The 22,976-nt window shown below is 61.9% G+C and carries 21 protein-coding genes; 16 read left to right on the top strand and 5 right to left on the bottom strand.

All coding sequences use genetic code 11. The features are described 5' to 3' along the window. Window positions 1-46 precede the first annotated feature (46 nt). Both secB and V7S54_RS12460 read right to left on the bottom strand, forming a co-directional pair. The gene (gene secB / locus V7S54_RS12465) at window positions 47-541 is read right to left on the bottom strand and encodes a protein-export chaperone SecB (RefSeq protein ID WP_065376366.1); all 495 of its coding nucleotides are present in this window, start codon (window positions 539-541) and stop codon (window positions 47-49) included. A gap of 183 nt (window positions 542-724) precedes the next feature. Continuing rightward, window positions 725-1,231 carry an FxsA family protein gene (locus tag V7S54_RS12460; protein ID WP_065376365.1) on the bottom strand — a complete coding sequence of 169 codons (507 nt, stop codon included), beginning with the start codon at window positions 1,229-1,231 and terminating at the stop codon, window positions 725-727. A 212-nt stretch (window positions 1,232-1,443) separates the two neighbouring features. On the opposite strand from V7S54_RS12460, the gene V7S54_RS12455 reads away from it, so the two are divergent. From V7S54_RS12455 to gyrB, 5 genes are all read left to right on the top strand, one after another. Next, entirely contained in the window at window positions 1,444-2,148 is a 705-nt protein-coding gene (locus V7S54_RS12455; RefSeq protein ID WP_057252027.1) for a Tim44/TimA family putative adaptor protein, read from the top strand. Window positions 2,149-2,163: 15 nt separating this feature from the next. Then, a complete protein-coding gene (mltA, locus tag V7S54_RS12450) occupies window positions 2,164-3,264 on the top strand; it encodes a murein transglycosylase A (RefSeq protein ID WP_065376364.1) in 1,101 nt (366 codons plus the stop codon). After that, on the top strand, window positions 3,257-3,820 hold the full coding sequence (locus tag V7S54_RS12445) for a Smr/MutS family protein (RefSeq protein WP_065376363.1): 564 nt from the start codon (window positions 3,257-3,259) through the stop codon (window positions 3,818-3,820). Before mltA ends, V7S54_RS12445 begins: the two co-directional genes overlap by 8 nt. Further along, window positions 3,817-4,194: a helix-turn-helix domain-containing protein gene (locus tag V7S54_RS12440; protein ID WP_058327486.1), complete on the top strand. Its 378-nt coding sequence runs from the start codon at window positions 3,817-3,819 to the stop codon at window positions 4,192-4,194. The genes V7S54_RS12445 and V7S54_RS12440 overlap by 4 nt, the downstream gene beginning before the upstream one ends. A 135-nt stretch (window positions 4,195-4,329) precedes the next feature. Then, window positions 4,330-6,765 (top strand): DNA topoisomerase (ATP-hydrolyzing) subunit B, encoded by a 2,436-nt coding sequence (gyrB, locus tag V7S54_RS12435; RefSeq protein ID WP_065376362.1) that lies wholly within the window; start codon window positions 4,330-4,332, stop codon window positions 6,763-6,765. Window positions 6,766-6,824: 59 nt separating this feature from the next. Here the strand turns inward: gyrB and V7S54_RS12430 are convergent, their stop codons facing one another. Continuing rightward, on the bottom strand, window positions 6,825-7,421 hold the full coding sequence (locus V7S54_RS12430) for a nitroreductase family protein (RefSeq protein ID WP_065376399.1): 597 nt from the start codon (window positions 7,419-7,421) through the stop codon (window positions 6,825-6,827). 256 nt (window positions 7,422-7,677) lie between these two features. On the opposite strand from V7S54_RS12430, the gene gabD reads away from it, so the two are divergent. Both gabD and hpaI read left to right on the top strand, forming a co-directional pair. Beyond that, window positions 7,678-9,132, top strand: a complete 1,455-nt coding sequence (gene gabD / locus V7S54_RS12425) for an NADP-dependent succinate-semialdehyde dehydrogenase (protein WP_065376361.1) — start codon at window positions 7,678-7,680, stop codon at window positions 9,130-9,132. A 357-nt stretch (window positions 9,133-9,489) separates the two neighbouring features. Next, window positions 9,490-10,296, top strand: a complete 807-nt coding sequence (gene hpaI, locus V7S54_RS12420) for a 4-hydroxy-2-oxoheptanedioate aldolase (protein WP_065376360.1) — start codon at window positions 9,490-9,492, stop codon at window positions 10,294-10,296. Here hpaI and V7S54_RS12415 read toward each other — a convergent pair. Together V7S54_RS12415 and V7S54_RS12410 are read right to left on the bottom strand one after the other, a co-directional pair. Continuing rightward, on the bottom strand, window positions 10,290-11,378 hold the full coding sequence (locus tag V7S54_RS12415) for a D-mannonate oxidoreductase (protein WP_065376359.1): 1,089 nt from the start codon (window positions 11,376-11,378) through the stop codon (window positions 10,290-10,292). The two genes, hpaI and V7S54_RS12415, sit on opposite strands and share 7 nt — an antisense overlap. Before the next feature lie 19 nt (window positions 11,379-11,397). Continuing rightward, window positions 11,398-12,276 (bottom strand): GntR family transcriptional regulator, encoded by an 879-nt coding sequence (locus V7S54_RS12410; protein ID WP_057252035.1) that lies wholly within the window; start codon window positions 12,274-12,276, stop codon window positions 11,398-11,400. A 224-nt stretch (window positions 12,277-12,500) separates the two neighbouring features. On the opposite strand from V7S54_RS12410, the gene V7S54_RS12405 reads away from it, so the two are divergent. The 9 genes from V7S54_RS12405 (at window position 12,501) to V7S54_RS12365 (ending at window position 22,974) form a co-directional block, all read left to right on the top strand. Next, complete coding sequence (locus V7S54_RS12405; protein ID WP_065376398.1) at window positions 12,501-14,006, top strand: UxaA family hydrolase; 1,506 nt, start codon at window positions 12,501-12,503, stop codon at window positions 14,004-14,006. A 40-nt stretch (window positions 14,007-14,046) separates the two neighbouring features. After that, window positions 14,047-15,066: an aldo/keto reductase gene (locus tag V7S54_RS12400; protein ID WP_065376358.1), complete on the top strand. Its 1,020-nt coding sequence runs from the start codon at window positions 14,047-14,049 to the stop codon at window positions 15,064-15,066. A gap of 167 nt (window positions 15,067-15,233) precedes the next feature. Further along, on the top strand, window positions 15,234-16,223 hold the full coding sequence (locus V7S54_RS12395) for an ABC transporter substrate-binding protein (RefSeq protein WP_065376357.1): 990 nt from the start codon (window positions 15,234-15,236) through the stop codon (window positions 16,221-16,223). Window positions 16,224-16,317: 94 nt separating this feature from the next. After that, window positions 16,318-17,871 (top strand): sugar ABC transporter ATP-binding protein, encoded by a 1,554-nt coding sequence (locus V7S54_RS12390; RefSeq protein WP_065376356.1) that lies wholly within the window; start codon window positions 16,318-16,320, stop codon window positions 17,869-17,871. Between the two features lie 40 nt (window positions 17,872-17,911). Further along, window positions 17,912-18,889 carry an ABC transporter permease gene (locus tag V7S54_RS12385; RefSeq protein ID WP_065376355.1) on the top strand — a complete coding sequence of 326 codons (978 nt, stop codon included), beginning with the start codon at window positions 17,912-17,914 and terminating at the stop codon, window positions 18,887-18,889. 32 nt (window positions 18,890-18,921) lie between these two features. Continuing rightward, complete coding sequence (locus V7S54_RS12380; RefSeq protein ID WP_065376354.1) at window positions 18,922-19,944, top strand: zinc-binding alcohol dehydrogenase family protein; 1,023 nt, start codon at window positions 18,922-18,924, stop codon at window positions 19,942-19,944. Between the two features lie 333 nt (window positions 19,945-20,277). Beyond that, a complete protein-coding gene (gene phaZ, locus V7S54_RS12375; RefSeq protein WP_065376353.1) occupies window positions 20,278-21,552 on the top strand; it encodes a polyhydroxyalkanoate depolymerase in 1,275 nt (424 codons plus the stop codon). 146 nt (window positions 21,553-21,698) lie between these two features. Then, entirely contained in the window at window positions 21,699-22,118 is a 420-nt protein-coding gene (locus V7S54_RS12370) for a DUF2852 domain-containing protein (protein WP_057252042.1), read from the top strand. A gap of 103 nt (window positions 22,119-22,221) precedes the next feature. After that, window positions 22,222-22,974: a M48 family metallopeptidase gene (locus V7S54_RS12365; protein WP_065376352.1), complete on the top strand. Its 753-nt coding sequence runs from the start codon at window positions 22,222-22,224 to the stop codon at window positions 22,972-22,974. Window positions 22,975-22,976 lie beyond the last annotated feature (2 nt).

The raw sequence follows: 22,976 nt of genomic DNA, 5'->3' as shown, positions 1-22,976 counted from the left end.
GCCCGGCGCGAGCCGGGCTTCATTGTTTCAGCGTTCTGAATTTCGATCAGTTCGCGGTTTCGTTCGAAACCTGAGCACGGACCTTTTCTTCAGCCATGCGCTGCGCGAACATCTGCGCGAAGTCGATCGGGTCGATCATCAGCGGCGGGAAGCCACCGTTGCGGGTCGCGTCGGCAACGATCTGGCGCGCGAACGGGAACAGCAGGCGCGGGCACTCGATGAAGAGCAGCGGCAGCATGTGCTCCTGCGGGAAGCCTGCAACGCGGAAGACACCGCCATAGGCGAGCTCGACGTTGAAGAGAACGCGGTCGCCGTCCTTGGCTTCAGCGTTCAGCGACAGAACGACGTCGAAATCGTTCTCTGCGAGCGGGTTGGCGTTGACATTGACGTTGATATTGATCGACGGCGCCTTGTCACGAGCCTGCAGCGAACGCGGAGCGCCCGGGTTTTCGAAGGAAAGGTCCTTGATATACTGGGCGAGGATGTTCAGCGACGGGCTCTGCGCGCTGCCGTTGCCATTGGATGCGGTATCAGTCGTCATAAGGGTTCCTCGACATCAATTCGGTGAGGCCATCTAGCATTTCGGCCTAGGGCTTACAACCCTGCGGACCCGGCGCTTTCGGCCGGATGCGCGCATCCTTTGCTCCAAATCGCCAAGCCAGGATTATGCTCCGGAATGTGGGCGACACAGTGCCGTTTGCGCATTCCGCCAAACGCTCTTCGTCTAGGGGCGATCGCGATCCCCGCCTTGCGGCGGATCCTCGTCGTCGGTCCGCGAGAACTCGCCTTCGTTAAGGTCGATGACGCGGGTCGAGGGTCGTGGCTGCCGCTGGTCTTCTTGTGGGTACCAGTTCGCTCCGGATGCCGCAGTCACGATCGTCATCCTCTTGCGCAGATAGGCGGCAACGGCATTGCGGACAAAGGGCAGAAACAGCAGGAGACCGATCACGTCGCTGACGAAGCCCGGTACGACGAGCAGGATCGCCGCGACGAACAGCAAGGCGCCGCCGATCACCTCCCGGCCCGGGTCACTGCCGGTGCGGGTGGCATCCTGCATCCTGCGGATGACGGTAAATCCCTGGACTCGGAGCAGGATCACACCCACAAATGCGCTTGCAAGCACCAGAAGCAGCGTCATCAAAAGTCCGATCTCTCGGCCGACGACGACGAAACCGGCGATCTCGGCGAGCGGGAGCCCGAAGACGACAAGGAGAATAAGAAATGAACGCATCAGCCTGCCCGAAAATGAAACCTGGTATTCCCTTAAAGCCTCTCCGAATTAAGGGCAAAAACATGCAGCAACTCTAAAGCGCCACGGCGACCTTTGTGCGTCTTAAAAGACGTTCGGCGCTGTAAGGGTGCGACATCGCCATTTGAATGATCTATTCTTGCGGACTATATGGAAATAGCCACGAGAAATTCTAACAGCGGTTCCGGGTGGAAATGGGCTCTTTTGACTTTATCACGTTTTTTTTCCTGATCGCCGCGGTGGTCATCTTCCTGCAACTGCGCAGCGTTTTGGGCCGCCGGACAGGAAGCGAACGGCCGCCATTCGATCCCTATTCGCCGCGTGACATGAGCCAAGGGCCGGAAAACGGCGACAAGGGCAAGGTCGTGCAATTGCCGCGACGCGAGAGCGCGGAAGAAGAAGCGGGGCGTTACGAATCGATCGATGCCTTCGCCAAGGCTGGCACAACACTGAACACCCAGCTTCGGGCGCTGAGCGACGCTGATCCGAGCTTCGATCCCAAGGAATTCGTCAACGGCGCCAAGATGGCCTACGAGATGATCGTCATGGCCTTTGCTGACGGTGACCGCAAGACGCTGAAGAACCTGTTGTCCCGCGAGGTCTATGAAGGCTTCGACGCGGCGATCACCGACCGGGAGCGCAAGGGCGAAGTCGTCAAGTCCACCTTCGTCGGCATCGACAAGGCCGACATCATTCACGCCGAAGTGAAGGACAGCGAAGAGAACATCACGGTCCGTATCGTCAGCCAGCTGATTTCGGCGACCTATGACAAGCAGGGTGGCCTGATCGACGGCGACGCCGAGTCGGTTGCCGAGGTCAATGATCTCTGGACCTTTGCGCGCGACATCCGCTCGCGGGATCCGAACTGGAAGCTGATCGCCACCGAATCCGAAAATTAAGCGGCCGTGGCGACGATGTCCTTTCGACTTGAACCCGTCAGTTTCGACGATCTTCCGGGCTGGCGGGATGACGACCCGACCAAGGTGATAGAGGCGATGCGCCGCTGTCAGAAGCATGTCTCGACCAAACCCTATCGCACCGGGTCGATGGGGATCTCCGTCGATGATCTCATGCCGGCCTTTTCGGCTTCGTCAGCCGACGTCGACACCGCTGACGGCGCGCGGGCTTTCTTCGAGAAGCACTTCGCACCGTTCCGGATCGAACCGGAAGCCGGTTCCGGCTTTGTCACAGCCTTCTATGAACCGGAAATCGAGGTTCGCGACGAAGCGGACGAGATCTATCGCTATCCGCTCTACCGACGGCCTGCGGATCTGGTCGATGTCGACGATACCAACCGGCCCGACGGGATGGATCCCTATTTCGCCTTTGGTCTTTCCGCGGGTGGCCGGATCAGCGAGTACCCGGACAGGCGGGCAATCGAGCAAGGCTACCTTGCCGGCCGCGGCCTGGAGATCGCCTATGCGAAGTCCAAGGTCGAAGTATTCTTCGTTCATGTCCAGGGCGCGGCGCGGCTCCTATTCCCGGATGGTTCGCGCCGCCGCGTCACCTATGCCGCCAAGACCGGCCACTATTTCTCAGCCGTCGGCAAGCTGCTGATCGAACGCGGCAAGATCGATGCCGCGACCGTCTCGATGATGAGCATTCGCGACTGGCTGGAGGCGCATCCGGACGACGTCGATGAGGTCCTCTGGCACAACCGGTCGTTTATCTTCTTCCGCGAGGCTGCGGTCGAGGACGAACATCTGGGTCCGATCGCTGCTGCCAAGGTCTCGCTCGAGCCGGGACGTTCTTTGGCGGTGGACCGGCTGATCCATACCTTCGGTGTGCCCTTCTATATCGCGAGCGAGAGCCTGACACGCCTGGACGAAGGCAAGCCCTTCCAGCGCCTCATGCTGGCGCTCGACACGGGTTCGGCGATCGTCGGACCTGCGCGCGGTGACATCTTCACCGGTTCCGGATTCGAGGCGGGCGAACGGGCTGGGGCGGTTCGCAATCCGGCCGACTTCTATGTTTTCGTTCCCAAGGCGGCCGCGGCACGATACGGCCATGCCTAAGAAAAAAGAGCTTTCGTCCGAGGATCGCATTCTCTGGGGCAAGGTTGCCCGCTCGACGAGACCGATGCCAGGTCGGCTCGACGACCTGATGGGCATGTTGGCCGAGGACGAGCAGCCAAAGGCGCAGGAAGAGCCGAAAGCCAAGCAGCAGAAATCGGCTGGCGCCGTCGAACAGCCGGGTATCGCGCTGACGAAAAAGGCTGGTGAGAAACTGCATCATCCGCTTGAAAAGCCGGTCAAGCGCAAACTCGCCAAGGGGCGCCTGACACTCGAAGCGCGGATCGACCTGCATGGCATGATCCAGAGCGAAGCGCATGGCCTGCTGTTGCAGTTCCTCTTGAGGGCGCACGAGCGCGGGCTGCGCCATGTGCTCGTCATAACCGGCAAGGGCACCTCGTTCGGCAGCGACGGTGCTTTGAAGCGGGCGGTACCGCTCTGGTTCTCCTTGCCCGAGTTCCGGCCACTGATATCATCCTACGAGCAGGCCGCCCGCAACCATGGCGGCGAGGGTGCTCTCTATGTCCGCCTGGCGCGCGTGAGGGGAAGTGCGATATGACGCCCTTCGGCGAGGCGCTGCGCGAACTCAGGCGCAGGAAGGGCGTGTCCCAGAAACAGATGGCGGCGGCGATCAACGTTTCGGCCGCCTATCTCTCAGCCCTCGAACATGGAAAGCGCGGCGCGCCGAGCTTCGATTTTCTCCAGCGGGTGGCCGGCTATTTCAATGTGATCTGGGATGAGGCGGAGGAATTGTTCCGTGTCGCCAACGTCTCCGCACCGAAAGTCGTGCTGGACACGTCGGGCCTGACGCCGGAGCACACGGCATTTGCCAACCGGCTCAGCGAACAAATCCGCGCTTTGTCGCCTGAGACGATCCGCGCCCTGGAAGATGTTTTGGAAAAAGCCACATTTCCTGATAATGACAGGGGATGAATGCCTGTTTCCGGCCGCTGCCCGGCGGTCCGGGATTTGGAACCGTGGACAAATTTTCTATAGTCCACGAGGCGTCCGAGACGTGATTCGCAACGAATCACCCTGTCCGAACAACCTGGAAAGACCCGTAGCTGAATGACCGACAATCCTGAGACCGAAACCGGCGCCAGCGCCGAATATGGTGCCGATTCCATCAAGGTGCTGAAGGGCCTGGATGCCGTGCGCAAGCGGCCGGGCATGTATATCGGCGACACGGATGACGGCTCCGGTCTGCACCACATGGTGTATGAGGTCGTCGACAACGCGATCGACGAAGCGCTTGCCGGTCATGCGGATATCGTAACGGTGACGCTCAATTCTGATGGATCGGTAACGGTCACGGATAACGGTCGCGGCATCCCGACCGACATCCACAAGGAGGAAGGCGTCTCGGCGGCCGAGGTCATCATGACCCAGCTGCACGCCGGCGGAAAATTCGACCAGAACTCCTACAAGGTTTCGGGCGGTCTGCACGGCGTCGGCGTGTCCGTGGTCAACGCGCTTTCCGTTTCCCTGAAGCTGAAGATCCGCCGCTCTGGCAAGATCCACGAGATGAGCTTCACCCACGGCGTCGCCGATGGCTCTCTGGCCGTGACCGGTGACGCAGGCGACGCGACCGGAACCGAGGTGACGTTCCTGCCGAGCAGCGAAACCTTCACCAAGACCGAGTTCGATTACAACACGCTGGAACACCGCCTTCGCGAACTCGCCTTCCTCAATTCAGGCGTTCATATCATTCTGACCGACAAGCGCCATTCGGACATTCGCCAGGACGAGATGATGTATGAGGGCGGTCTCGAGGCCTATGTCGCCTATCTCGACCGGGCGAAGAAGCCGCTGGTGCACAAGCCCGTGTCGATCCGCGGCGAGAAGGACGGCATCACCGTCGAAGTGGCGATGTGGTGGAACGACAGCTACCACGAAAACGTGCTCTGCTTTACCAACAACATTCCGCAGCGCGACGGCGGAACCCATATGGCGGGCTTCCGCGGCGCGCTGACGCGGCAGGTCACCTCCTACGCGGATTCCTCGGGCATCACTAAGAGGGAAAAGGTCACGCTCCAGGGCGAAGACTGCCGCGAAGGCCTGACGGCCGTGCTTTCGGTGAAGGTTCCGGACCCGAAGTTTTCGTCGCAGACCAAGGACAAGCTCGTTTCCTCGGAAGTGCGCCCAGTGGTGGAAAGCCTCGTCAACGAAGCGCTCAACACCTGGTTCGAAGAGCATCCGAGCGAAGCCAAGATCCTGGTCGGCAAGGTAGTGGAAGCGGCTGCTGCCCGCGAAGCCGCCCGCAAGGCCCGCGAACTGACGCGCCGCAAGGGTGCGCTCGACATCTCGTCGCTGCCCGGCAAGCTCGCCGATTGCTCCGAGCGTGACCCGGCCAAGTCCGAAGTCTTCCTGGTGGAAGGTGACTCGGCAGGTGGCTCGGCCAAGCAGGGCCGCTCGCGCGAAAACCAAGCGATCCTGCCGCTGCGCGGCAAGATCCTCAACGTCGAACGCGCGCGCTTCGACAAGATGTTGTCGAGTCAGGAAATCGGCACGCTGATCACCGCGCTCGGCACCTCGATCGGCAAGGACGAGTTCAACGCCGACAAGCTGCGCTATCACAAGATCATCATCATGACGGACGCCGACGTCGACGGCGCCCATATCCGCACCCTGCTGCTCACCTTCTTCTTCCGCCAGATGCCGGAATTGATCGAGCGCGGCCATCTCTATATCGCCCAGCCGCCGCTCTATAAGGTGACGCGCGGCAAGTCGGCTCAGTACCTCAAGAACGAGCAGGCACTGGAAGACTACCTGATCACGATGGGTCTGGAAGAAGCCACGCTGGAGCTGGAATCAGGCGAAGTGCGCGCCGGCCAGGATCTGCGCGAAGTCATCAACGATGCACTCCGCCTGCGCAATCTGATGAACGGGCTGCACTCGCGCTACAACCGCTCGATCGTCGAGCAGGCAGCGATTGCCGGCGCGCTGAATGTCGAGCTCAACGGCCAGCGTGACGCTTATGAGGCGGTCGCTGCGGAGGTTGCGCGTCGCCTCGACGTCATCGCCGAGGAAACCGAACGCGGCTGGAGCGGTGCGGTCACGGCAGAAGGCGGTCTTCGCCTCGAGCGCATGGTCCGCGGCGTCAAGGAAGTCGCGGTGCTCGACATGGCGCTGATCGGCTCGTCCGATGCCCGCTACATCGACCAGCTCACCGCGAAGCTCAAGGAAGTCTATGCTGCCCCGCCAGTCCTGCGGCGTCGCGACGGTACCCTGGAGATCAGCGGACCGCGTGCGCTTCTCGATGCGATCTTCGCGGCCGGTCGCAAGGGTCTCTCGATGCAGCGCTACAAGGGTCTGGGTGAAATGAATGCCGAGCAGCTCTGGGAAACGACGCTCGATCCGAACGTCCGCTCGCTGCTGCAGGTCCGTGTCACCGACGCCACCGATGCGGACGGCCTGTTCTCGCGCCTGATGGGCGACGAGGTCGAGCCGCGCCGCGACTTCATCCAGGAAAACGCACTGAGCGTTGCCAACCTCGACATCTGATCTTTTCGGATATCGTGACGACTTGGGATCCCGGTGCCTTGCGGCGCCGGGATTTTTCGTTATTCGCCCTTGAACTGGCCTTCGAAAGCAAATTCGCTGACCGGCTTGCGCTGGCTCGGGATTTCGCGTGCGCGCAGGTCATCCGGGAGCGTCGAGGGGTCAGACAGCCGTCCGATCGCAACGGCCGCCTCGACCCGGTGATGCTCGGGAACGTTCAGAACGCGCATCGCCTTGTCGCGGTCGACGCCGGCCATGCCGTGGGTATGCCAGCCGGCAAGGGAAGCCTGCAGAGCGAGGCTGTACCAGGCCGAGCCCGTGTCGAAGGCGTGGGTATAGGCCGGCCGCATCTCGCCGTTCTGTGCCTGGTTGTGGGTTCTAGAAATGACGATCAGAAGCGCGGCAGCGTTCTTCGCCCAGCGCTGGTTGCCTTCATCGAGAGTGTCGAGCAGCACCGGAAAGTACTCCGTCCCGCGACGGGCATAGACGAAGCGCCAGGGCTGTCGGTTGCTCGCGGAGGGCGCCCATCGGGCCGCTTCGAAGAAGGAAAGCAGTTCGCGTTCCTCGATCTCCTCGTTGGTGAAGGCGCGGGGCGACCAGCGCTCGAGGAACATGGCATCGATGGGATAATCGGCTTTTCTGTTGTCGGTCGCCGTCATGGACATGCCTCTTCTATATGTTCTCTAAATCCTCGGCCGATCTTCGGTGCCTGATCTGTCACCTGCGCCTATGGCTCGATTCGTTTCGGACGCTACATGAGGACGGGTACGGATGAAACCGGGTTGGACGCACGGGTGCGCGAGCGCGGCCGGTACGCGAGGCGCGCAAGGAAAGTGCAGAAACGGTCGCGTGGGTCATTGCCGTTTCCAAGAAAAAAGTTGTATAAGTTCTGTAGACTTTGAGAGAGGACGGATCATGTCGTTTAAAGACCCATCATTGTTTCGCCAGGCAGCGCTCGTCGGCGGCGAGTGGATCGAGGCGGACGCGGCGAACGCGATCGAGGTGAACAACCCCGCGACAGGCGAAATTATCGGCTTGGTGCCGAAGCTTGGCGCAAAGGAAACCAAGGCAGCGATCGGGGCAGCACGCCTGGCCCAGAAGGCCTGGGCGGCGCGCACCGCCAAGGACCGTGCGGGCGTGCTTCGCAAGTGGTTCGATCTGATGATCGAGAACAAGGAAGATCTTGGCCGCATCCTGACGCTCGAGCAGGGCAAGCCGCTCGCCGAAGCGACCGGCGAAATCGTCTATGGTGCAAGCTTTGTCGAATGGTTTGCCGAAGAGGCGCGTCGTCTCTATGGCGACCTGATCCCCGGTCACCAGCCCGACAAGCGCATCCTGGTCATGAAACAGCCGATCGGTGTCGTCGCGGCGATCACCCCCTGGAACTTCCCCAACGCGATGATCACCCGCAAGGCCGGACCGGCCTTTGCCGCCGGTTGCGCAATGGTCTTGAAGCCGGCGGCTCAGACGCCGTTCTCGGCGATCGCGATCGCGATCCTCGCCGAACGCGCCGGCCTGCCGAAGGGCCTCTTCAGCGTCATCACCGGCTCCGCCCGCGAGATCGGTGCGGAAATGACCTCGAACCCCGTGGTGCGTAAGCTGACCTTTACCGGCTCGACAGAAGTGGGTGCCGAGCTTTATCGCCAGAGTGCTGGCACGATCAAGAAACTCGGACTTGAGCTTGGCGGCAATGCACCGTTCATCGTCTTTGACGATGCCGATCTCGATGCGGCCGTGGAAGGCGCGCTGATCGCCAAGTTCCGCAACAACGGCCAGACCTGCGTCTGCGCCAACCGGATTTATGTGCAGGACAAGGTCTATGACGCCTTTGCGGACAAACTCGCCAAGGCGGTCGCCAAGCTGAAGATCGGCAACGGCGTCGACGAGGGCGTCATCCTCGGTCCGCTGATCGACAAGGCGGCATTGGAGAAGGTGGAAGAGCACATCGCCGACGCGACGTCAAAAGGCGCGCGGGTGATCCAGGGCGGCAAGCGCCACACGCTCGGTGGCACCTTCTACGAGGCGACGGTTCTGGCCGATGTCACCCCGGCGATGGCGGTGGCGCGCGAAGAGACGTTCGGCCCGGTCGCGCCGCTCTTCCGCTTCGCCGATGAAGCGGATGTGGTCGAACAGGCAAACGACACCGAGTTCGGCCTTGCGTCCTATTTCTATGCCAAGGATCTGGCCCGGGTCTTCAGGGTGGCCGAAGCGCTGGAATACGGCATGGTCGGCGTCAACACCGGCCTGATCTCGACGGCGGAAGCGCCGTTCGGCGGCGTCAAGCTGTCCGGCCTCGGCCGCGAAGGCTCGCGCTACGGCATCGAGGAATTCACCGAGATCAAATACGTCTGCCTCGGCGGCGTTGCCTGAAACCGGCGAAAATCCGACTACAGCGCCGCGCGTCTTATCAGACGCGCAAAGGTCGCTGTAGCACTTAAATGTGCTGCATGTTTTTGTCCTTTAACCGGCTACGATTAAAGGAAACATGCAGTAGCAACAAACCGGCCAACGTTTTGGCCGGTTTTCTTTTGCCAGCAAGGCGTTAGTCTTCGCAGTCGAATCTATCGATGGCGTGAGGTTGCCCCTCACCCTGGCCTCTCCCCACAAGCGGGGAGAGGAGACTTGAGTCGGTGCGGCATCGTCCTTCTTCCCTTTCCGGGACGAAGGTGCCGGCAGGCGGATGAGGGGCGAAGCTCGATCCCCACGCTAAGTTTAAGGAGAGTAAGCATGCCGGCACCGAAGAACCCCTTTAAAGCGGCACTCCGCGAAAACCGCTTCCAGCTCGGGCTGTGGGTGGCGCTTGCCAGCCCGTACGCGGCAGAAGTGGTTTCCGGCAGCGGTTACGACTGGCTGCTGATCGACGGCGAGCATGCGCCGAATGACATTCCCTTGCTGTCGGCGCAGTTTCGCGCGGTCTCGGCGTCGGCAAGCCACCCGATGGTTCGTCTGCCGGTCGGCGATACCGTGCTGATCAAGCAGATTCTCGACACCGGTGTGCAGACCCTGCTGATCCCGATGGTCGAGAGCCTGGCGCAGGCACAGCAGCTGGTGCGCGCCACCCGTTATCCGCCGCATGGCGTTCGCGGCGTCGGCGCCGCCCTCGGTCGGGCCTCGCAATTCGGCCGCATCGGCGACTATCTCCAGACCGCCGGTGATGAAATCTGCCTGATCCTGCAGATCGAGAGCCGCGCGGGTCTTGCCGCGATCGATGAGATTGCCGCGCTAGATGGCGTTGATGGCCTCTTCATCGGCCCTTCCGACCTGGCGGCCGACATGGGTTATCTCGGCAAGCCGGGTCATCCGGAGGTCCGCGCGGCAATCGCCGACGCGTTCGAGCGTATCAAGAAGGCCGGCAAGGCGAGGGGCATCATGACGCTCGATCTCGATCAGGCGCGCGACTACCGCGAGATGGGCGCCGATTTCATGGCGATCGGCACGGATGTCACGTCGCTCGTGCGCGCGACGACGGCGCTGCGCCAGGAGTTTCTCGGCGAGGCGACGCTGGCACCAAAGAAGCAGGAATCCGGCTACTGATCCGAGATTGCCGTGAGCTCGGGCATTGCTACGCCCGGGCTCCAGAGCCGGAGGTCGCCGATCCGGCGCGCGATCTTTTCGCGGTGATGGTTGGCGATATCGCTTAGGCGATGATTGAGGAACGGGTTTCTGAAGCGCTCCAGGGTCGCGGCGACATAATCCGTCGCTTCGCTTTGCAGGTCCTTCGCGGCGAAAGCGGGAATGACTTCGGATCGATAGATGCGGTCGAGATATGCTGCTACGCGGGCGTCGGCGAGGATCTCCCGGACGGTCTCATGCGGGTTACGGCCCTCCCTCAGCCAGAGATCGGCCAGCACGGTGTGGCCGAGATTGAGGATGTGAAGCTTCAGCTTCTCGTAAGGCGTCAGGTCTTCAACGAGCTTCACGGACGGATGAATGCACGGAAGGTGCAAGCCGGGCTGGTTTTCGATCGCCCAGAGCGCATAGGGTTCGGCAATCGCACCGGCGGGCTCCAGAGGCTCGGAGACGATGCGGTCGACCAACGTGTTTGCCCACACGACACCTGTGTTCAGCCAGTTCGTGAAAGCGGTGTCTTTGGCCCGCTCCGCCGCGAGCCCCAGCATCAGCGCCTTCAGCACATCGCCGTTGCGTGACACGAGCTCGCAAGGAAGGATCGTCAGGGCGCGCCCACCCGCTTCAAAGCGGGCCTTCAGGAGCAGGAGCAGCTTGCCGGGAAAGGAGCGGGGAATGTCCGTGACCAGGTCGTCGTCGGTGATCCGGTAACCCGTATCGCCGGTATTGGAGATCAGGATTTCCGCTTCCTGGGCAACAATCTCTCGGACCTCGCTCCAATTTTCAGCGGTTGAAAGCGCTCGCGTCACGCTCGTCACCCGCTGCGTCGCGTCGATCCGCTCCCCGCCTTGGATGCCGCGGATGATGACGGGAAAGCCTTCGGGGCGCGCGAGCGCCGCAAGACGTCCGGAACGTTCGCTGGATCCGGTTGTCTGCACGATCGTGATCGGGCCTGGTGCCTTTTCCGCCTTCAGCGCCTCGCTGACGAAGAGATCGGCATGCGCTTGAAGAAAGCGGCTGGTTCCGAATTGCACGATCGGCGTCGGCATCTGTGGCTCCGGTAGCTGGCTATGGAATGGATTGAAGGAGAGTTTCGCGCGCGGACTGGAGATGCCGCCGGCAGGCCTGTTCGGCCTTTGCGGGGTCATGCGAGCGCAACGCTTCGATATAGGCGAGATGTTCTTCAAGCGCGCGGGCGTTGCGCTGGCGGGCATTCGTCTTGTTCCACTGGTAGTGATAGTGGAAGACGATCGCGATGATATCGTAGAAATCGACGATGAAGCGGTTGCTGGATGCCTTGTGCACTAGCAGGTGGAACTGCTCGTCTAACTCGGAAAACTCCCGGTAGCGGTTGTCGATATCGGCAAGCATTTCCCGGTGCAGGGTCTCGATTTCCCTGAGCTCCTCCCAGGCCGGGTGATCATCCGGAAGCGAGACGAAACGTGCGGCTGAGCGCAGCTCGAACATCTCGCGCACTTCCGTCAGCTCCAGCGCGAATTCACGGGTGAAGCCTTTCAGGATCCAGTGGCTGTTTGGCCGTTTTTCGATCAGGCCGAAGCGGCTGAAGCGGATCAGGAACTCGCGCACACTGGTCGTTCCGGTGCCGATCTCGCGCGCCAGTTCAAGCTCGTTGATCTGCATGCCGGGCTCGGCGCCGCCGGCGAGAATCCGGCGCATGAAACTGCGCTCGATGATTTCGGCGAGCGAATCGGTCTCTTCCGTTGGGAAGTAGTCATCGGGGCGGGGCTGCCGCAGCACGTTCTTCTTGCGCTTGTCCCAGGCGATGAGCTGCGCTTCCTCGAAGCGGCTGAGGATCGCGCGCACCGTCGTCCGGCTGACGCCAAGCACCTGCCCAAGTTCCGGCTCGGAGGGCAGCGAGGATGTTTCCGCCAGAAGCTTCAGGCAGCGGTTATAGGCATCCTTGAAGACGGTGTTCTGTTTTGCCATGGCGAGATCCGGCCGGTTCGAAATTGTCTGCGCTTGTCAGGGACGCTCCTCTATCGCGGCGAGCCGGTTTTGTCTCCGTCTGTCGTCAACATCTGTTCCTCCCGTTCACCCGGTCGTTGGCACGGCGTCGTCGCCGATGTTTTCGCTATAATACCCATTGACGACGATCTGTCTATTGTAGATAAAAGACAGAAGAACAGACGATAACAATCATGGAGAAATCGGTGTCTGCGCCGTCCACCATCCTGCTCGCACCGGAGGACAACGTCGTCGTGGCGACATTGGCGATTGCCGCCGGTGATGCCTTGCCGAACGGCGCTCGCGCAGCAGTAAAGGTCGATGCCGGCCACAAGATTGCGATCCGTCCCATTCGCGCCGGCGAACCGGTCGTCAAATACGCCCAGGCGATCGGACGGGCGACCGCCGACATCGCGCCGGGCGACCATGTGCATTCCCACAATCTTGCCTTCGACCGGGATCGTCTGGCGATCGGGCCACAGGGGACGCCGGAGGCGGCAAGCGATGCCGACAAGGCACGCACCTTCAAGGGCTATCGCCGCGCAGATGGCCGGGCTGCGACGCGAAACTATATCGGTGTCGTCGCCAGCGTTAACTGTTCCACCACGGTCTGCCGTGCCATCGCCGAGGAGGCGAACCGCCGCATCCTGCCGAAATACGAAGGCATCGACGGCTTCGTGCCGATCGTGCACGATCAGGGCTGCGGCATGTCGTCGACCGGCGACGGAATGGCCAATCTGCACCGCACGCTTGCCGGCTACGCCCGCCATGCCAATTTCGGCGGCGTGCTGATGGTGGGCCTCGGCTGCGAGGTCAATCAGCTGACGCTCTATGGCCAGAGTGGCGCGGGCGCTGAAAAACGGCATTTCAACATCCAGGAAGCCGGTGGTTCGCGTCGCTCGGTGGAAAGGGCGCTCGGCATTCTCGAGGAGATCGCCGCCGAAGTCGGCAAGGAGCGCCGCGTTCCCATTCCGGTCAATGAAATCATCGTCGGCCTGCAATGCGGCGGATCGGACGGTCTTTCGGGCATTACCGCGAATCCGGCGCTTGGCGCCGCCGTCGATATCCTCGCCGCGGCCGGCGGCACCGCGATCCTCTCCGAGACCTCGGAAATCTACGGCGCCGAGCATCTGCTGCGCAGCCGGGCGGTGAATGAGGCCGTGGCGGTGAAACTCGACGGCCTGATTGCCTGGTGGGAGAACTATGTGGCGATGCATGGCGCATCGCTCGACAACAATCCCTCGCCGGGCAACAAACGCGGCGGGTTGACGACCATTCTTGAAAAATCACTCGGCGCTGTCGCCAAGGGTGGCCGGTCGCCGCTGAACGCGGTCTATCGGTATGCCGAACGGGTCACCGAGCACGGGCTCGTCTTCATGGATACGCCTGGCTACGATCCGGTATCGGCCACCGGCCAGGTCGCCGGCGGTGCCAATGTCATTGCCTTTACCACCGGTCGCGGCAGCTGTTTCGGCTGTCGGCCCGCGCCGTCGATCAAGCTCACCAGCAACACGGCGCTATTTCGGGCAATGGAAGAGGACATGGATATCGATTGCGGCGTGATCGCTTCGGGGGAGGCGAGCATTGCCGGGCTTGGCCGGGAGATCTTCGACCTGATCGTCGACACCGCCTCTGGCCGCAAGACCAAGAGCGAGCTCTTCGGCTATGGCGACAACGAGTTCGTGCCCTGGCATCTGGGGGCGACGCTCTAGACATGTGACGACTGGCATCCTTGGAGGAGGAGAACGGGGAATGCAGACGAGACGGATCGGTCGAACCGGACTAGCGGTGACCGAATTTAGCTTCGGTGCCGCCGGCCTCGGCGGGCTCTACCGGGAGTGCACCCGTGACGCGGCCATCGCGACACTGGACGCGGCCTGGCAGTCGGGTATGCGCTATTTCGATGTGGCACCCTATTACGGCCTCGGGCTTGCCGAGCGCCGCGTCGGCGACTTCCTGCGTGACAAGCCACGCGGCGAATTCGTGCTCTCGACCAAGGTCGGGCGGCTCCTCCATCCTGTGCCGGAAGGCAAGGTGCCCGACTATTCCTACGTGAAGCCGCTCAATTTCGACGTCACCTACGACTACAGCTATGATGGGATCATGCGGTCCGTCGAGTTCAGCTACGCTCGGCTGGGGCTCAATCGCATCGACATCCTCTATGTCCATGATATCGGCGTCTATACCCATGGCGCCGCCCGCAATGCCGTCTATCTCAGACAATTGCTGGATGGCGGCCTGAAGGCGCTTGAGGAGCTGAAATCTTCAGGAACGATCGCCGCCTATGGTCTCGGCGTGAACGAGGTACCGGTTTGTCTTGAGGTCATGCGCCGGGCCGATATCGACTGCATCCTGCTGGCCGGCCGTTACACGTTGCTCGATCGCTCGGCCGTCGCCGAACTGCTGCCGCTCTGTGAAAAGAAGCAGACCTCGCTTGTCGTCGGCGGGGTCTTCAACTCGGGCATTCTGGCAACGGGCCCGGTCGAGGGTGCGCATTTCGATTACATGCCGGCAACGGAAGATATCCGGCAAAGGGTCGGTGCCATGGAGGTGGTCGCGCGCGGTATGAACGCGCCGCTTGCCGCGCCAGCCATGCAGTTTCCGCTGAGCCATCCCAAGGTCGCCTCCGTGCTGCTCGGCACCGCCAAGCCGGAGAGTCTGAGGCGCAACATGGCGCTCACCGAACACCGGTTTTCCGCGGCCGATTTCACGGCTTTTGAACCGTTCACGCTGGTCGCGCCGGAGCTCGGCGACGAGGCGGTTCGCGTATAGCGGGCGGGGGCCGCGTTTCGCTCTGAAATGCTGTTCCGGCAGCTTGCCAAGCCGGAACTGTCGTATTAGCATTCCAATATGTTTTTTATCGATAAAAGGTCGATAGCTAGCACCTGCGATCGATCTCCAAGAAATGGAACACGGTGCACTGAGAGGAGAAACCTGGGATGAGCATTCTGAAAAGCAGCCTTACCCGTCGTGCCTTCACCGCTTTGGCGAGCGCTGCGATGATCGCCGGCATGACGCCGGTCGCATCCTTCGCGCAGGACGTGACTATCCCGATCATCGTCAAGGACACCACGTCCTTCTACTGGCAGATCGTGCTGGCCGGCGCGCGCGCCGCTGGCAAGGACCTGGGCGTCAATGTACCGGAACTCGGCGCTCAATCCGAGTCCGATATCAACGGCCAGATCAGCATTCTTGAGAACGCGGTTGCCGGCGCCCCGGCTGCCGTCGTCATCTCGCCAACGGAGTTCAAGGCGCTCGGCAAGCCGATCGATGAGGCGGCCAAGGCCGTTCCGATCATCGGCATCGACTCCGGCGCCGACTCGAAGGCCTTCTCCTCGTTCCTGACCACAGACAACGTCCAGGGTGGTCGCATCGCTGCGGATGGTCTTGCTGCGGCTGTCAAGGAAATGAGCGGCAAGGAAGAGGGTGAGATTGCCATCATCACCAGCCTTCCGGGTGTCGGCTCGCTTGACCAGCGCCGTGAAGGCTTCCTCGATCAGGTCAGGACCAAGTATCCGGGTTTCAAGGTTGTCGTCGACAAGTACGCCGACGGCCAGGCGACCACCGGCCTCAACATCATGACCGACCTGATTACCGCCAACCCCAATCTCGTTGGCGTCTTTGCGTCCAACCTGATCATGGCGCAGGGCGTTGGCCAGGCGATCGCCGAAAACAAGCTCGGCGACAAGATCAAGGTGATCGGCTTCGACAGCGACGACAAGACCGTCGGCTTCCTCAAGGAAGGCGTTCTGGCGGGTCTCGTCGTTCAGGATCCTTACCGGATGGGCTATGATGGCGTGAAGACGGCACTGGCCGTCTCCAAGGGCGAAAAGGTCGAGGCGAATGTCGACACCGGCGCCAACCTGGTGACCAAGGCCAATATGGCCGAATCGAAGATCGACGCTCTCTTGAACCCGAAGGTTAAGTGACGACGGCCGCAGCAGGCCCATTGCCCGCTGCACCCGCTTGCGACCGGAACGAGGACCGGTCGCAAGCGATCTCTGCGATGGGAGGAATGCGCAGATGACCGAGTTGCAAGAGGCGCGCGACACCAGGACCCAGGGCCTGCAGGTGGCGACGCGCCATCCGGTTCCCAAAGGGGAGCCGATTCTGGAACTGCGCGCTTTGCAGAAGAAATATGGCGCCGTCGAAGCGCTGAAGCCTGCCTCGCTGACGTTCTTATCCGGCGAGATCCACGCCATCGTGGGCGAGAACGGTGCCGGCAAGTCGACGCTGATCAAGCTTCTGACCGGCGTTATCAAGCGTACGTCCGGTGAAATCTTCTGGTGCGGCAAACCCGTTCAACTAGGCACGCCACATGAGGCGATCGAACGCGGCATCAACGCCGTGCACCAGGAGGTCGTACTCTGTGCGCAGCTGTCTGTGGCGGCCAACATGTTCCTCGGCGACGAGATCAATCGTAACGGCCTGATGCGCAAGCGCGCCATGACCGATGCGGCGCAGCGCGTGCTCGACGATCTCGGCTTCAATCTGCCGGCCGGCGCGGTGCTCGGCAGTCTCACCATTGGCCAGCAGCAGCTCGTCGCCACGGCGCGCGCCGCCATGCGAGGCACGCAGTTCCTGATCTTCGATGAGCCGACCGCCTATCTCACCCGACAGGAATCGGCGCAGCTCTTCCGGCTGATCCAGAGGCTTCAAGCCGAAGGCGTGACCATCGTCTATATCAGCCACCGCATGGAGGAGGTCTTCGAGATTGCCGACCGCGTCTCGGTGCTGCGCGACGGCACCCATGTCGGCACCCGCAAGATCGGGGAGACGAACGAGGCGGAGCTGATCGCGTTGATGATTAACCGCACCATCGAGCAGATCTATCACAAGGAGCATTTTCCGCCCGGCGAGGTCATCGTCGAAACGCGGAACTTGAGTGGCCCCGGTTTTCAGGATGTATCGCTGACCGTTCGCGCCGGCGAGATCGTCGGCCTTTATGGGCTGATAGGAGCGGGGCGCAGCGAGTTTGCGCTCGGCCTCTATGGTCGGCATCGTCCAAGCGCCGGCGAGGTCTATTGGAAGGGGCGCAAGGTCGAGATCGCCAGCGAGCGTGTCGCCATGAATCTCGGCATCGCGCTCGCGCCGGAAAGCCGCCGCGATCAGGGCCTGTGCCTCAATCTGCCGATCGGCCTCAACATCAATCTGCCGGTGTTCAACCGGCTGACGCGTGGCCTGACGATCAACGGCCAGCAGGAGCGGGAGAATGCCGACCGGCAGATCCGCGACCTGAAGATCAAGACGCCGTCACGACGAGTCCTGGCGTCGGCCATGTCCGGCGGCAACCAGCAGAAGATCGTTATCGGCAAGTGGCTGAGCCATGGCGCCAAGCTCTTCATCTTCGACGAGCCGACCGTCGGCGTCGATGTGGGCACCAAGGCCGAGATCTACCGCCTGTTCGCGCGGCTTCTGGAGAACGGGGCAGGCATCATCCTGATCTCGTCCTATCTGCCTGAAGTCTACGAGCTTGCGGACAGGTTGCACGTGTTCCGGCGCGGCCGGCTGGTTGCTAGCCACGATTATCGTGCTGCGAGCCACGAGGAAGTGCTGACGCAGGCGATCGGTGTTTGAACACATAAAAAGAAATCTGAGGGACGCAGGGAGGAAGACGATGAGTGCGGAAACGGTGGAAAGCGGCGCCAGCGCGGCGCCACGCAAGGGCGTGAGCATTCTGTTCGGCCTCACCCTCCTGGGGCTGCTTCTGTTCCTGTGGCTGCTGCTGGGCCTCGCCACCAACAGTTTTTGGACGCCAAACAACATCAGCAACCTGTTGCGCCAGGGGGCGATGACGGCCATCCTCGCGGTCGGCCAAACCTTCGTCATCATCACCGCCGGCATCGATCTTTCGGTGGGGGCGGTGGTCGGCTTCACCAGCGTCATCGTCGCCTGGCTGCTTGCGGCTGGCATGCCGCTCTGGGCCGCCATCATCCTCACGCTCGCCTTCGGGGTGCTGATCGGCGCCTTCCATGCCTTCGGCATCGTGCGCATGGGTCTGCCGCCCTTCATCATAACGCTTGCGACCCTGACATCGCTGCGCGGGATCGGCCTGCTGATCACCAACGGTTCGACGATCTCGATCACCAATGAAGCCTTCACCAACTTCTCTCGCGCGGATTTCCTCGGTGTGCCGAGCCTGTTCTGGATGGTGATCGTGGTGGCGATCCCGGCCTATGTCTTCCTGCACTTGAGCCGCTTCGGCCGTTATCTCTTCGCGGTCGGCTCCAACAGCGAGGCGGCGCGCCTCTCCGGCGTCAACGTGCACCGCACCATCTATCTCGCCTATATCCTGTCATCGACCTGCGCTGCCTTCGTCGGCCTGCTGCTCGCCTCGCGCATCGGCATCGGTAACGCGACGCAAGCCGAGGGATGGGAACTGCAGGCGATCGCCTCGTCGGTCATCGGCGGCACCAGTCTGTTCGGGGCCGTCGGCTCGGTCCATGGGCCGCTGCTCGGCGCTTTCATCCTTGCGACGATCAACAACGGTGCCAATCTCCTGAACGTCAACTCGTTCTGGCAGCGTATCATCACCGGCGCGCTGATCATCGTCATCGTCTATTTCGACCAACTCCGGCGCCGCAGCGCCCGCTAGGCGCTGCCACCGAACATTCCGTGAGAACTGCCATGAAAGCCGTGCTCTGCCTCGAACCCGGCCGCCTGGAGGTCGTCGACCGCCCACCGGCTGAAGACGTGCCTGACGGTTGGGTGCGTCTATCCGTCAGCCATGTCGGCATCTGCGGCACCGACTACCATATCTTCGCCGGCAAACATCCGTTCCTCGAATACCCGAGGGTCATGGGTCACGAGATCTCGGCAACGGTCATTTCCGGTGGCCGCGGCACAGAGATCGCGCTTGGTACGCCTGTCGTGGTCAACCCCTATCTCAGCTGCGGCAACTGCGTTGCCTGTCGCCAGGGCAAACCGAACTGCTGCACCGCCATCAAGGTTCTCGGCGTACATACGGATGGCGCCTTCTGCGAAGAGATCATCGTGCCCGAGGGTAATCTTTATCCGGCGCATGGTCTGTCTGCCGAAGCTGCGGCAACGGTCGAATTCCTGGCGATCGGTGCCCATGCAGTGCGCCGAGCATCCACGGATGCGGGTTCACGGGCGCTGGTCATCGGCGCAGGGCCGATTGGCCTCGGCACCGCGATCTTCTCGCGCATTGCCGGCCATCAAGTGACGCTTGTCGATACCAGCGACGAACGGCTGGATTTTGCTGCCGAGAAGCTCGGCTTTGCCAATGGCATCGTCGCGGGCACCGATATGGCGTCACGCATAGCCGAAGCGACGGGAGGGGATGGTTTCGACGTGGTCTTCGATGCCACCGGGTATAGTGGCTCGATGCAGGCCGCCTTCGCCTATGTCGCCCATGGCGGCACGCTGGTCTTTGTCAGCGTCGTCAAGGACGAGATACGCTTCTCCGATCCGGAGTTTCACAAGCGGGAGATGACCTTGGTCGGCAGCCGCAATGCGACCCGCCAGGATTTTGATCATGTCGTCGCATCGATTGCTTCCGGCCTCGTGCCGGTCGAGGCGTTGATCACCCACCGCACGACGCTGGATGGCGCGGTCGCCGATCTGCCGCGATGGGCGGAAGAAAAGTCGGGTCTGGTCAAGGCAATCGTCAAGGTGGCAGCAGCATGAGCGATGGCGGCTTTGCTGCATCGCCGCAGAGGCCGCACCGAACGTTCGCGCTTCGGAGTCGCCATTTTTTCCCTGAAAATGCCCGGCATCGGTCCTCAACGCACGAAAATTGCGGAAAACCGCCGGTTTCGGACAAGCTCGTTTGCAAATCGTCAGGAATCCAGATTCATTCTGGCCCGAGGCCTTGTATCGAGGTGAGACGGGTGTATTTGTTGCACTGCACAAGAAAAGTGGTAGTCTGGCAGAGATTGCGGACACCAAGACAAACAATCGCAAGCTTGCGTCCGACCGGGAGCGGCGTTGTCGTCGATTGAACCAAGGGGTACGCTTCCCATGTTCTACCAGCTCTATGAATTGAACCATGCAATGATGGCGCCGTGGCGTACAGCCGCCGATGCCATGCGGCTTGCCTTCAGCAATCCGATGAACCCCATCTCGCACACCTATTTCGGCCGTGCCGCTGCCGCCGGGCTCGAAGTGTTCGAGCGCTCCACCCGCCGCTATGGCAAACCGGAGTTCGGACTTCCCGCGACAGAGGTCGACGGCACGTCCGTCTCCGTCTACGAGCGCATCGTCTGGCGCTCACCCTTCTGCAACCTCATCCATTTCGAGCGCGCCTTGCCCAAGGGGCGTGCCGCCGATCCGAAGGTTCTGGTCGTGGCGCCGATGTCCGGCCACTACGCGACGCTGCTGCGCGGCACCGTGGAAGCCCTTTTGCCGCATTCCGACATCTACATCACGGACTGGATCGACGCCCGGATGGTGCCGCTCAGCGAAGGCACTTTCGATCTCGATGATTACATCGACTACGTCATCCAGATGCTGCACTTCCTGGGCCCGAACACCCATGTGATCGGCGTCTGTCAGCCGGCAGTGCCGGTGCTTGCTGCCGTCGCCCTGATGGAAGCGGCGGACGATCCGCTGTCGCCGGCGACGATGACGCTGATGGGCGGACCGATCGACACCCGCATCAATCCGACGGGCGTCAATCAGCTTGCCGAACAACGGCCGATCGAATGGTTCCGCGACAACGTCATCATGCCGGTGCCGTGGCCGCAGCCGGGCTTCATGCGCATGGTCTATCCGGGCTTCCTGCAGCTTTCCGGCTTCATGTCGATGAACCTCGACCGCCACCTGATCGCCCACAAGGAGTTCTTCGCGCATCTGGTGAAGAACGACGGTGACGCTGCCGAGAAGCATCGCGACTTCTATGACGAGTATCTGGCCGTCATGGACCTGACCGCCGAATTCTACCTGCAGACCGTGCAGGTGGTCTTCATGCAGCACGCGCTGCCCAAAGGCGAGATGATGCATCGCGGCAAGCGCGTCGATACGACGGCGATCAGGAAGGTCGCGCTGCTGACCGTCGAAGGCGAGAACGACGATATCTCCGGCGTTGGCCAGACGAAGGCGGCGCAGACGATCTGCACCAACATCCCTGATCATATGCGCATGCACTACATGCAGCCGGATGTCGGCCACTACGGCGTCTTCAACGGATCGCGCTTCCGCCGCGAAATCGCGCCGCGCATCGTCGCTTTCCACCGCGAGCATTCGCGGCACATGAAGCCGGTGAAGCAGCTCATCAAGGGCGGAAAGTCGGCCTGACCTCGCGATTGGGGCCGTTTTGACCGCGTAGAGTCAAGGGTTTGTTCGAATCCGGGGGAGGGCGTCTTGCACAGCCAAGGGCGCCTTCCCACATCGTTTTCATCGGGCCGCATGGGCGGCCCGGATGATTGCGAGGAATCCTGAAGATGAACCAATCTGCAATGATCCGTCCGGATTGGACGCCCGCGACCATCGCCCTGATGGTGCTCGGCTTCGTGGTCTTCTGGCCACTGGGTCTGGCCATGCTCGCCTACATCCTGTTCGGCGAAAAGCTGAAGACTTTCAAGAAAGACGCCAACGATACGGTGGATGGCATGTGCTCTGCATTCAAGCGCAATGGACGCCGTTCCAACTGGACGCATCGCACCGGCAACGTCGCCTTCGACGACTGGCGTGAAGCCGAACTTGCCCGCCTCGACGAGGAACGCCGCAAGCTCGACGCGATGCGCGAAGAGTTCGACACCTATGTGCGCGAGCTTCGCCGCGCCAAGGACCAGGAAGAGTTCGACCGCTTCATGCGCGACCGCAAGAACGGCGGCTCCGGCCCGGTGGTCGAAGCTCACTAATCCGAAGACAACGCTTCCGGCGTTTCACATGAAACGCCGGATTATCCATTGCGCGCCTTCGACGCTGTAGGCGAAGCCCCAGCGAATCGGTTAGAAAGCCTGCATGTTCCCTTCATTCAAGCGGCGCATTCGACCTGCTCCACCCGCCATGACGCGGCAGATCGACGTTGCCGGCAAGTCCCTGCCGCTGACGATCAAGCAGAACGCGCGCGCGACCCGCATGACGCTGCGCATCGAGCCCGGCGGTCGGGCGCTGAAGATGACGATCCCCCAAGGCTTGCCGGAGCGTGAGGTCAACGCCTTTCTCAACCGCCATCAGGGCTGGCTGATGACGAAGCTCGCGCGTTTCTCCGGCGAAAGCCAGATCGAGGAGGGCGGCTCCATCTTGATCCGAGGCATCTCCCACCGGATCGAGCGTACCGGCAATATCCGCGGTCTGACGGAAGCGGTTTTGTTCGATGACGAACCGGTGCTGCGCGTCAGCGGCGGCGAGGAGCACCTGAAACGGCGTATCGTCGATTTCCTCAAGAAGGAAGCCCGTCAGGATCTCGATCGGCTGGTGGCGATCTATACCGGTCGCATCGGTCGGCGCGCAAAGTCGCTGTCGTTGAAAGATACCCGCAGCCGCTGGGGATCCTGTTCGGCCGATGGGGCGCTAAGCTTTTCCTGGCGCATCGTCATGGCACCGCCGAAGGTCATCGCCTATCTCGCAGCACACGAGGTGGCACATTTGCAGGAGATGAACCACGGGCCTGATTTTTGGGCGCTGTGCGGGAGGCTGTGCCCGGATACGGAGGATGCCAGGCGCTGGCTTCGCCGCAACGGCACGATGCTTCACGCGATCGACTTCGACTGAAC

It is taken from the genome of Ensifer sp. CCNWLY38 (assembly GCF_037120565.1).
GTDB lineage: Bacteria > Pseudomonadota > Alphaproteobacteria > Rhizobiales > Rhizobiaceae > Ensifer > Ensifer adhaerens_H.
The sequence above is the reverse complement of the archived record's forward strand: the minus strand, read 5'-3'. Positions and strand labels throughout refer to the sequence as shown.